The 7213-nt window shown below is 73.2% G+C and carries 6 protein-coding genes and 1 rRNA gene; all 7 read left to right on the top strand.

Translation table 11 applies throughout. The features are described from left to right. Positions 1-92: ribosomal RNA gene (gene rrf / locus ACWEN0_RS44025) — 5S ribosomal RNA — on the top strand; the annotation flags it as partial. Positions 93-189: 97 nt separating this feature from the next. After that, the gene (locus ACWEN0_RS44020; protein ID WP_451987034.1) at positions 190-2385 is read left to right on the top strand and encodes a tetratricopeptide repeat protein; all 2196 of its coding nucleotides are present in this window, start codon (positions 190-192) and stop codon (positions 2383-2385) included. Next, positions 2378-3349 carry an HAD-IIA family hydrolase gene (locus tag ACWEN0_RS44015; protein WP_451987032.1) on the top strand — a complete coding sequence of 324 codons (972 nt, stop codon included), beginning with the start codon at positions 2378-2380 and terminating at the stop codon, positions 3347-3349. Before ACWEN0_RS44020 ends, ACWEN0_RS44015 begins: the two co-directional genes overlap by 8 nt. Before the next feature lie 17 nt (positions 3350-3366). Beyond that, positions 3367-3564 carry a hypothetical protein gene (locus ACWEN0_RS44010; RefSeq protein ID WP_043774930.1) on the top strand — a complete coding sequence of 66 codons (198 nt, stop codon included), beginning with the start codon at positions 3367-3369 and terminating at the stop codon, positions 3562-3564. 5 nt (positions 3565-3569) lie between these two features. Next, positions 3570-4397, top strand: a complete 828-nt coding sequence (locus ACWEN0_RS44005; protein WP_451987030.1) for a TlyA family RNA methyltransferase — start codon at positions 3570-3572, stop codon at positions 4395-4397. Further along, on the top strand, positions 4394-5320 hold the full coding sequence (locus ACWEN0_RS44000; RefSeq protein WP_451987028.1) for an NAD kinase: 927 nt from the start codon (positions 4394-4396) through the stop codon (positions 5318-5320). The genes ACWEN0_RS44005 and ACWEN0_RS44000 overlap by 4 nt, the downstream gene beginning before the upstream one ends. Before the next feature lie 91 nt (positions 5321-5411). Next, positions 5412-7196, top strand: coding sequence for a DNA repair protein RecN (gene recN, locus ACWEN0_RS43995; RefSeq protein WP_451987026.1), 1785 nt, complete (start codon positions 5412-5414; stop codon positions 7194-7196). Positions 7197-7213 lie beyond the last annotated feature (17 nt).

Genomic DNA, 7213 nt, shown 5'->3' with positions numbered 1-7213 from the left:
CGCCCGGTCCCATTCCGAACCCGGAAGCTAAGCCTGACAGCGCCGATGGTACTGCAACCGAAGGGTTGTGGGAGAGTAGGACACCGCCGAACTTAACTTTCGTACGGCCCGTTAGGATAGCCAGTTGGCTGCCCTAGCGGGCCGTACGCGTATGTCCAGGACAAGATTTTTTGCATGGCAGGAGGCCAAGTGTCCGAGTTCGGTCGACGAGACTCAGCGGATGAGGGGTCCGGCCGACCGGCACGGCGGGACGAAGGTTCTCGCGGTCGGTCGGACGCACCCCGGGGAGACCGGCGCGGTGCGCGGCAGGACCGCGGCGGCCGCGACAGTGGTTACCAGGGCCGGCCGCGCCGCGACGACCGCGGAGTCCGCGGCGGCGGCAAGCCGTTCCGCGGCGGCGACGGTCCCCGCGACCAGCGCGGAGGAAACGCAGGTCAGGGCCGTGACAGCGGCCGCGGCTTCGGTGACCGCGACGACCGTCGCGGCGGCTACCGCGACTCGGGCGACCGGCCTGGTGGTGGCCGGTACTCCGGCGGCCCCGGCCGTTCGGGCGGGCGCTCCGACGACCGGGCCGACAACCGCGGCCGGTACGAGGACCGCGGCGGCGACCGGAGTTCGGGCCGCGGTTCCGACGACCGTGGCGGCCGGCCGGGTGGCGGCCGCCCCCAGGGCAAGGCCTCGTACGGCGACCGGAAGCCGCGCTGGGAAGACCGCGGCGGTGCCCGTTCGGGTGGTTTCCGCTCCGACGACCGAGGCCGCGGTGGCTCAGATCGCCGCGACGACCGGCGCCCCGGTGGTTACCGTTCGGACGACCGCGGCGATTCGCGGGGCTACCAGCGGCGCGACGACGACCGCAGCGGCCGGCGCGACGATTCGCGCGGTTACCAGCGGCGCGATGACGACCGTGGTGGCAAGCCGGGCGGGTTCCGTTCGGAGGACCGCGGTGGCGATTCGCGCGGTTACCAGCGGCGCGACGACCGCGGTGGCAAGCCGGGTGGCTTCCGCTCGGACGACCGGGGTAGCGACCGGCGCGATGACTCGCGGGGCTACCAGCGGCGCGACGACCGCGGTGGCAAGCCGGGCGGGTACCGCTCGGACGACCGAGGTGGCAGGTCCGGCGGGTTCCGTTCGGACGACCGCGGTGGCAACTCGCGCGGCTACCAGCGCCGAGACGACGACCGCAGTGGTGGGCGGCGCGACGATTCGCGCGGCTACCAGCGGCGGGACGACGACCGTGGCGGCAAGCCCGGCGGCTTCCGGTCCGACGACCGTGGCCGCGGCGGGAACGACGACTCGCGAGGCGATCGCGGCGCTCGCACCGGCGGCGGCTACCGCGACTCGGCCAAGCGCGACGACCGCTCTGGCGGCTACAGCGACTCCGGCAAGCGCGGCGGCTACCGGGATTCGGCGAAGTCGGATGACTCGCGGGGCTACGCAGACAGGCGCGACGACCGTGCCGGCAGCTACTCAGCGAAGTCGGATGACTCGCGGGGCTACGCAGGCAAGCGTGACGAGCGGGCTGGCGGCTACTCGGCGAAGTCGGACGACTCACGAGGCGATCGCGGCACCCGGGCCGGCGGCTACCGCGACTCCGGCAAGCGGCCCGAGCGGCGCGACGACCGGCCTCGGCGGGACGCGCGGCCCAAGGTCTCCGCTCCGCTCGACGACGAGGCCCTCGCCAAGGAGCTCCTCGAGGCGCCCGAGCTGCCCGAAGACGTCGAGTTCTCCGATCTCGACGAGGAAGCCCGCCGTGAGCTGAGGACCCTGCCGAAGGGCCTGGCCGAGACCGTCGGGAAGCACCTCGTCGCCGCCGGGGGGTTGATCGACAGTGATCCCGAGGCCGCTCTCGAGCACGCCAAGTACGCCAAGGCCAAGGCTTCTCGCGTGCCCATCGTGCGTGAGGCGCTGGGGCTCGTCGCCTATCACGTCGGCAACTGGGCGGAGGCCCTCTCGGAACTGCGGGCCGTTCGGCGGATGACGCGCAGTGATGAGCACGTTGCCATCATCGCCGACTCCGAACGCGCTCTCGGGCGGCCCGAGCGGGCCCTTGACCTGGCGAAAGAAGCCGACAAGGCGAGTCTGAGCAAGGCCACCCAGGTCGAGCTCGCGATCGTCGCCGCCGGGGCGCGGCGGGATCTCGGGCAGCTCGACGCCGCCGTCGTCTCGCTGCAAGGCGACGACCTCAAGGCCGAGAAGCGCGACCCGTGGAGCGCGCGCCTCTTCTACGCCTACGCCGACAACCTCGTCGCGGCCGGGCGGGAAGAAGAAGCCATCCGGTGGTTCCTCAACGCCGCCGAGGCCGACGCGGAAGACGAGACCGACGCCGCCGAGCGGGCCGCGGAGCTGACCAACGAGCCGAAGGGCGCCGAAGAAACCGATGAGTGACGCGCTGCTCGCGGCCTACGACGCGGTCCTGTTCGACCTCGACGGCACCGTCTACCACGGCACCCGGGTGATCCCGGGCGCCCCGGAGACGGTGCGGGCCGCGCGCGAGCACGGCACCCCCGTCCGGTTCGTCACGAACAACGCGTCCAAGGCGCCTGCCGAGGTCGTCGACCACCTCACCGGGCTCGGCATGCCCGCCGACGCCGGTGAGGTGCACACCAGCGCCCAGGCGGGCGTGCAACTGCTGAAGGAGCGGCTCGACGCCGGCGCCGAGGTGCTCGTCGTCGGCACCGAGTCGCTCGCCGAAGAGGTCGCGCAGGCCGGGCTGACGCCGGTGCGGGAGAACGCCGAGAGCGTCCAAGCCGTCGTCCAGGGCCACTCGCCCGACAACACCTGGGCCGCGCTCGCCGAGGCCTGCCTGGCCATCCGGGCGGGCGCGCTCTGGGTGGCCTGCAACGTCGACGCGACGCTGCCCAGCGAGCGGGGCCTGCTGCCCGGCAACGGCTCGATGGTCGCCGCGCTGCGCACGGCCACCGACGTCGTCTCGCTGGTCGCCGGGAAGCCGGAGCCGCTGCTGTTCGAGACCGCCGCGCGGTCCGCGGGTGCGGACAAGCCCCTGGTCGTCGGCGACCGGCTGGACACCGACATCGCCGGCGCGGTCGCCGCGGGCATCGACTCGCTCGTCGTCCTCTCGGGCGTCGCGACGCCGAAGCAGCTGATCGAGGCCACCCCGGCCGAGCGCGGCACCTACCTCGCCCAGGACCTCACCGCGCTCACCAGCCCGGCCGAGGACCTGAAGATCGGGCCGCGCCCGGGCTGGACCGTCACCGTGCGCGACGACGCCCTGGTCGCGGAGGGCGACGGCGACGACCTCGACCTGCTCCGCGCGCTGTGCCACGCGGCCTGGGAGTCCGGGATCACCAAGGTCGAGGGCGACGCCGTGACACGGCTCGGCCTGGCCTGACTGATACCGTTTGTGACGTGCAGGATCACCCGTACCCCGTGCCGGGCCCGCCGCCCGGTTCGTTCTCCCAGCAGACCGACCCGCGGGCCGGCATCGACGAAGCCGTCGCCGGCTTGGACGACCTCGACGCGCTGCCGCTCGCGGAGCACGTCGAGCGCTTCGACGCCGTGCACACGGAGCTGACGGTCGCCCTCTCCAGCATCGACAAGGTCTGACCACGGTGCCCAAGCGGGCGCGCCTCGACGCGGAACTGGTCCGGCGCGGCCTTGCGCGGTCGCGCGAACAGGCTTCGGCCCTGATCACCGAAGGCAAGGTCACCGTGCGTGGCATGGTGGCCGGCAAGCCCGCCACCGGCGTCGAGTCCGACGCGCCCATCGTCGTCCGGGACGAGGACGACCCCGGCTGGGCCTCGCGCGGCGCGCACAAGCTGCTCGGCGCGCTGGAGGCGTTCACGGACCTGAGCGTCGAGGGCAAGCGCTGCCTCGACGCCGGCGCGTCGACCGGGGGCTTCACCGATGTCCTCCTGCGCAACGGCGCCGCGACCGTGATCGCCGCCGACGTGGGGCGCGGCCTGCTCGACTGGCGCATCCGCACCGACGAGCGGGTCGTGGTCATGGACCGCACCAACGTCCGGAACCTCACGCCCGAAGACCTCGGCGGCCAGGTCGACGTCGTCGTCGGCGACCTGAGCTTCATCTCGCTCAAGCTCGTGCTGCCCGCGCTCGCCGCCTGCGCGCGCGAAGGCGCCGACCTGGTGCCGATGGTGAAACCCCAGTTCGAGGTGGGCAAGGACCGGCTGGGCAGCGGCGGCGTGGTCCGCGACCCGGAGCTGCGCGCCGAATCAGTGCTGACCGTCATCGACGAGGCCGCGAAGCTCGGGCTCGCGCTACGCGGCGTCACCGCCAGCCCGCTGCCCGGGCCGTCCGGGAACGTCGAGTACTTCGTGTGGCTGAGGAAAGATCACGTGGCCGAGTCCACTGTGGACGCGGTAGACAGGTCTGAGGCCGAGCGGCTCGTCCGCACCGCCGTCGAGGAAGGGCCCGCATGACCACCGAACGTGAAGTGCTCCTCATGGTGCACCCCGATCGCGACGCGACGGGCGAAGCCGCGCGCGAGGTTTCGGCGCGCTTCGCCAAGGCCGGCATCCGGATCCGGGTGATCGAGGACGACGTCTGCGCGCTCATCAACCCGGACGAACACGGCGTCGGCGCGAGGTGCACGGTCGTGGACCCGGACGACAACCCCGCCGCGGGCGTCGAGCTGGTGTTCGTGCTCGGCGGCGACGGCACGCTGCTGCGCGCGGCCGAGCTGGCCCGCCCGGCCGGGGTCCCGGTGCTCGGGGTGAACCTCGGCCGCGTCGGTTTCCTCGCCGAGGCCGACTCGGACGCGCTCGCCGACACCGTGCAGCGCGTCGTCGACGGCGACTACCAGGTCGAAGAGCGGATGACGATCGACGTCACGGTCACCGACGGCGGCACCGAGCTGGCCCGCACGTGGGCGCTCAACGAGGCCAGCGTCGAGAAGAGCACCCGCGAACGGGTCCTCGACGCACTGATCGAGGTCGACGGCCGGCCGGTCTCGGCCTTCGGCTGCGACGGTGTGCTCTGCGCCACACCGACCGGTTCGACGGCGTACGCGTTCTCGGCCGGCGGCCCGATCATCTGGCCCGACGTTCAGGCCCTGCTGGTCGTGCCGAGCAACGCGCACGCGATGTTCGCGCGGCCGCTGGTCGTCTCGCGGGACTCGGTGATCACCGTCGGCATCGACCCGGACGGCTCGCCCGCGGTCCTGACCTGCGACGGGACCCGCCACCTGGACCTGCCGCCGGGCGCGCGCGTGCGCGTGACCTGCGGCAAGACGCCGGTGCGGCTGGTCCGCCTGTGGGACGGCCCGTTCACCGACCGCCTGGTGCAGAAGTTCTCGCTGCCGGTGAAGAGCTGGCGCGAGCGCCACGCGCGTCCCTGCGAGTGACCCACCGCTCGGCGATTCTTTCGAACATATCGGCGACTCGCCGGGTGCCCGCGCGCGCAGAGTGTCGGTGGGGGCCGCTACCGTAGGCGGCGTGCTGGCCGAGATGCGCATCCAGGGCCTCGGAGTCATCGAGGACGCCCTGCTGGAACTGCACGCGGGCTTCACCGTCGTCACCGGTGAGACGGGTGCCGGGAAGACCATGGTCGTCACCGGGCTGCACCTGCTCTCCGGGGGCCGGGCCGAGGTGTCCAAGGTCCGGACGGGGATGCTCAAGGCGTTCGTGGAAGGAAGGTTCACCTATTCGGGCGTCGAAGGCGCCGAACGGCTCGTCACCGAGTCCGGCGCCGACGTCGACGAGGACGGCAGCGTCATCGCGCTGCGCACCGTCGCCGTCGACGGGCGGTCGCGCGCCCACCTGGGCGGCCGGTCGGTGCCGGTCGGCGTGCTGTCGGAGCTGTCCGAGCAGCTGATCGCGGTGCACGGCCAGAACGACCAGCTGCGGCTGCTGCGCCCGAGCGAGCAGCGCGAGGTGATCGACCGGTTCGCCGGCGACGCGGTGGGGAAGCCGCTGAGCGCGTACCGGGAGGTCCGGGCCGAGTGGCTGGCGGTGATCGCCGAGCTGACCGAGCGGTCGACGCGCTCGCGGGAGATGGCCCAGCAGGCCGACCTGCTCAAGCACGGGCTCACCGAGATCGACGCCGTCGCGCCGGAGCCGGGCGAGGACGTCGAGCTCACCGAACAGATCAAGCGGCTCGCGGCGGCCGACGAGCTGCGCGCGGCCGCGACCGAGGCGCACGTCGCGCTGTCGGGCTCGCCGGACGGCGACCCGGACGCCCCGGGCGCACTGGGCCTGGTCGGCGAGGCACTGCGGCGGCTTTCGACGTCCGAAGACTCCGTCCTGCGCGAGCTCGCGCCGCGGCTGGAGGAGGCGTCGGTGCTGCTGACCGACGTCGGGGCCGAGCTCGGCTCGTACGTCGAAACGCTGGACGCCGACCCGGCGCTGCTGGAGAAGGTGCTGGCGCGCCAGGGCGACCTGAAGCGGCTGACCCGCAAGTACGCGGCGGACGTCGACGGCGTGCTGGCCTGGGCCGACGACGCCCGGCGCCGCCTCGAATCGATGGACACCTCCGAAGAGGCGCTCGCCGAGCTGGCGCTGCGGCGCGACCAGCTCGCCCTGCAGCTGGCCACGCACGCCGCCGAGGTGTCGGGTGCGCGGGAGAAGGCGGCGGCCGAGCTGGCCGCGGAGATCACGCGCGAGCTGTCCGGGCTGGCGATGGGCCAGGCCGCGATCGAGGTGACGGTCGAGCAGCGCCCGGCCGAGCACGGCGACACGCACGCACTGACGATCGACGGGCGCGCGGTGCACGCGGGCTCGGACGGCGTGGACGACGTCGAGCTGCTCCTGCGCGCGCACGACGGCGCGCCGCCGCTGCCGGTGCACAAGGCCGCGTCGGGCGGTGAGCTGTCGCGGGTGATGCTGGCGATCGAGGTGGTGCTCGCGCACGCGGACACGGTCCAGACGCTGGTGTTCGACGAGGTCGACGCGGGCGTCGGCGGGCGCGCGGCGGTCGAGATCGGCCGCCGGCTGGCCCGGCTGGCACGGACGCACCAGGTCCTGGTCGTGACGCACCTGCCGCAGGTGGCGGCGTTCGCCGACCAGCACCTCGTGGTGGACAAGGGCCACACCGGCGGGGTGACGCGCAGCGGGATCAAGAACCTGGGCCAGTCCGAGCGCGTCAACGAGCTCGCCCGGATGCTCGCGGGCATGGACGACACCGAAACCGGGCGGGCGCACGCCGAGGAACTCCTGGCGACGGCGGAGAAGGCCAAAGCCGAGCCGGAGCCGAAGCGGAAGAAGGCGGCGAAGAAGAAGTAGGGCGGGGGTGGGGCACG

The sequence above is a fragment of the Amycolatopsis sp. NPDC004378 genome, from assembly GCF_053602455.1.
This window is presented reverse-complemented; position numbering and strand designations above follow the sequence as displayed.